At 41.0% G+C, this 4,139-nt stretch carries 3 protein-coding genes; all 3 read left to right on the forward strand.

The features are described 5' to 3' along the window. Positions 1-101: 101 nt before the first annotated feature. A complete protein-coding gene (gene msbA, locus AB1488_12030) occupies positions 102-1,850 on the forward strand; it encodes a lipid A export permease/ATP-binding protein MsbA (GenBank protein MEW6410813.1) in 1,749 nt (582 codons plus the stop codon). Then, positions 1,851-3,182, forward strand: coding sequence for a 3-deoxy-D-manno-octulosonic acid transferase (locus tag AB1488_12035; protein MEW6410814.1), 1,332 nt, complete (start codon positions 1,851-1,853; stop codon positions 3,180-3,182). It begins immediately after the preceding gene. Position 3,183: 1 nt separating this feature from the next. Continuing rightward, positions 3,184-4,139: tetraacyldisaccharide 4'-kinase (gene lpxK / locus AB1488_12040; protein ID MEW6410815.1), on the forward strand; the 956-nt coding region annotated here is incomplete at its 3' end.

Below are 4,139 nucleotides of genomic sequence, written 5' to 3' on the forward strand. Positions count from 1 at the left end.
ATTAAAGACACATTGATTGACATAGGGAATACACTTCGTCTTTCAACAGGAAGCACATCAGATAGGGTCGCAGATATATCGCTCAGCATGATTGGAGGGGTATGAAAAATTACCTCAGGCTCCTTAAATTTGTCAGACCGTATATCGGTCTTCTTCTTGTAGCCATGCTATGTAGCATTGTTGTTTCTGGTGTTACTGGTGCTACTGCATGGCTTGTAAAGCCAGTCCTTGATGATATATTTATCAAGAAGGATGTGAATATGCTTGCCCTCTTGCCTTTAGGGATTATCGTCCTCTATGTTACAAAAGGGGCATTCGGCTACATCCATTCTTATTTGATGAAACTTATCGGCGCAAAGGTAGCTACCGATATCAGACAGTCGCTTTACAATCATACTATAAATCTCCCCCTTAGATTTTACTCTGATAATTCTACAGGAACACTGGTGTCACGCTTTACGAGTGATGTTGGGGGAATTCAGGGGATAATTGCAGATAGTCTTAAGAACATCTTTATAGAAGGATTTACCCTCATTGTTCTTGCAGTGATTGCATTCTACAGGAAATGGGATCTCGCATTAATCTCACTTGTTATATTTCCTTTATCAGCAATCCTTATAATTAAGGTAGGAAACCGTTTACGGAAAATAGGGAGAATGGCACAGGATAAGATCGCCGATGTTATGGCTGCCCTTTCAGAGACATTCACAGGGATAAAGATTGTAAAGGCATTCGGGATGGAAGAAAGGGAGTCAAGAAAATTTGAAGAGAAGAATAAGGGATATCTCAATGCGATGATTAAGGCAACAAAGACCGCAGAATTAACATCTCCTCTCGTGGAGGTGATAGGTGGTATAGGGGTAGCAGTTGTTGTGTGGTATGGAGGATTTCAGGTTGTCAGCGGTAAGATATCTGCAGGTACATTCTTCTCTTTTATAGCTGCAGTATTAATGCTCTATACCCCTATAAGGAGGCTGAGTAGTGTAAACAATGCAGTCCAACAGGCTATAGGCGCTTCTGAAAGGATATTCTACCTGCTTGATACTGAGCCAGAACCAAAGAGTGACGGCTTGAAGAGGATTACAACAGTTAAATCAATGATTGAGTTTAAAGATGTATGGTTCAGCTACGGCGATAGAAAAAGAGATGCACTTGTAGGTATAGACCTAAAGGTCAATGCTGGAGAGATCGTTGCATTTGTAGGTATGAGCGGAGGAGGTAAGACAACACTTGTAAATCTTATCCCGAGGTTCTATGAACCAACAGAAGGGGCGATACTCATCGATGGCATTAACATAAGAGAACTGACATTAGAATCTCTCAGAGGTCTTGTCGGTATTGTCAGTCAGGAGACTATACTCTTTAATGATACGATAAGGAATAATATAGGATATGGCAGAAAGGGTGCAAGCGAAGACGAGATAATAGACGCTGCCAGACTTGCTTATGCCCATGATTTCATAAAGGATCTCCCTCATGGCTACGATACTGTGATAGGTGAAAGGGGAATGAAGCTTTCAGGTGGGCAGCGGCAACGTGTCTCCATAGCAAGGGCACTTCTTAAAGACCCACCGATACTCATACTTGATGAGGCAACATCACTGCTGGATCCTGCCTCGGAATACTATGTTCAGATGGCACTGAGTAATCTTATGAAGGACAGGACTACATTCGTTATTGCACACAGACTCTCCACTATCAAGATAGCTGACAGAATAATTGTGATTGATAAGGGCATGATTGTGGAGATGGGGCAACACGATGAGCTTCTCAAAAAAGGTGGTTACTACAGCAGGCTTTACCGTATGCAGTTAGACAGGGAGCTTCAAAAAGGCGCTACATTTATATAAATGATGTATCTGCTATACACCATTATCTCAACCATTGCCTTTGCTCTGATGCTGCCGTTACAGTTATTCAAGAGAAAAAAAGATGTACGCAGACGGTGGTTCAGAGAACGGTTTACATTTTACCCCGTTAGAAAGAAAGCCCCACACGAGCTTTCTAACGGGGTTTACGGTAATAATAAAAGCGAACCATACACCATATGGCTTCATGCAGTTTCTGTTGGTGAGGTTATAGCATCCATTCCCCTTATAGAACGAATAAAGCAGAAATATCCATCTTTCAAAGTACTTGTTTCAACGATTACAGATACAGGCAACAGTATTGCGGTGGAGAAGGCAGGGGCAGATAAGGTTATATACCTGCCGGTAGATATTCCCTTTGCCATAAAAAGGACTGTAATAAAATTTAACCCCCGAATCCTGATACTTATGGAGACAGAGATATGGCCTAATCTGGTGAAAGTGGCGTCAGAGAAAAGTATCTCATGCATCCTTCTTAATGGAAGGTTGTCTCCTGATTCCTTTAAAAGCTACAGAAAAATAAAACCTTTTATGGCTAAGGTGCTGAGTTATATATATGCCTTCGGTATGCAGAGTGGAGATGATGCCAAGAGGATAATCGAATTAGGTGCGATTCCTAAAAGGGTTTCTGTTATGGGGAATATTAAGTTCGACCAGAATCCATCTATACAGGTCGGTGCAATAGACGATATGAAAGATATGCTAAAAGGAAGGAAAATATTTATAGCTGGTAGTACCCACAATGGCGAGGATGAAGCCGTTATAAATGCATTTCTACAAGTATATAAGAACAATCCTGCTCTTCTCCTTATCCTTGCTCCCAGACACATCCAGAGAGTAGAGAAAATAGAATTCCTTATAAAAGAACATGGGCTGAAATATGTAAAGAGGACGGATATGATTAAGAGTCAGGAGTCAGAAGTCATAAGTCAGGAAACAGAAGTAATTCTCCTTGATACCATCGGAGAGCTTGCAGGTCTCTATTCATTAGCAGATGTCGTCTTTGTTGGTGGGAGTTTTGTTGATGCGGGAGGACATAATGTAATGGAGCCTGCATTTTTTAGAAAGCCCGTTATATTTGGTCCCTCTATGTATAACTTCAGAGATGCAGCGGATATCCTGCTTAAGAATGGTGCCGCCATACAGGTTAGAGATCATACAGAGCTGGCGAGGGAGGTTGGATATTTGCTCGACCATCCGGAAATTGCTTCAAAAATAGGGAAATCTGCTCAGAATGTCGTCCAGAGGAATACAGGGGCTACAGACATTGCGATGAGGATTGTCCAGAGGTTTCTGGTCGAACCCGAGTGGTAAGATGATATTGAGATTAATTTCATTTCTTTATGGTTATTTGATGAAGCTGAGAGTATTTCTTTATGAAACAGGTGTATTCAGATGTAAAAAGCTTCCATGTATGGTTATAAGTGTTGGTAATATAACATTAGGTGGTTCAGGTAAAACACCTGCTGTGATTTCACTTGCTGAAATGGCTTTGAAAGCAGGTTATAATCCTGCAATCCTCATAAGGGGATACAAGGGTAAGGGGTCTCGTAAAAGATCTAAAGATTTTTTTTTGCGTGTGATGAGGGGTGAAATAGAGTTAGTTTCAGACGGAGAAAGATGTTTACTTGATCCTTTTGAGGCAGGAGATGAGGCTTATCTTCTTGCAGAGAGGTTAAAGGGTGTCCCTGTAATAAAGGGGAGAAAACGGTCTATCACAGGGAAATGTGCACTTCAGAGATTTAATTCGGACCTTTTGATACTCGATGATGGCTTTCAACACCTCTCAATCCATAGAGACTTAAATATACTGCTGGTAGATTCTACCAATCCGTTTGGAAACAGATATATTTTCCCCGCAGGCATACTTAGAGAGCCCATGGAGGCAATAAAGAGGGCAGATATAATTATATTTACAAAGGTAAGTCCTTTATCATTACCTCTTTCTGATATAGAGGTAGAGGTCAGACGATATAATGAGAAGGCACCAATATTTTTAGCGTCACACCAACCTGCTGGATTTGTTGATATGGCTGGTGTTATTCATCCTGTTGGAGCCCTCAATGGTAAACGGGTGTTAATCTTCTCAGGGATAGCAAATCCTGCCTCTTTCTATGAGACTATAAGAGGCATCGGATGTGTTATTGTCAAGGAAATCATTTACCCTGATCACCATCTTTATAAAGAAAAGGATTTAGTACAGATTGAACAACTTTCTATCAATAATGGTGCAGAGGCTGTCGTTACTACAGAGAAAGATGCTGTAAAACT

Source organism: Nitrospirota bacterium (assembly GCA_040756155.1).
Lineage (GTDB): Bacteria > Nitrospirota > Thermodesulfovibrionia > JACRGW01 > JBFLZU01 > JBFLZU01.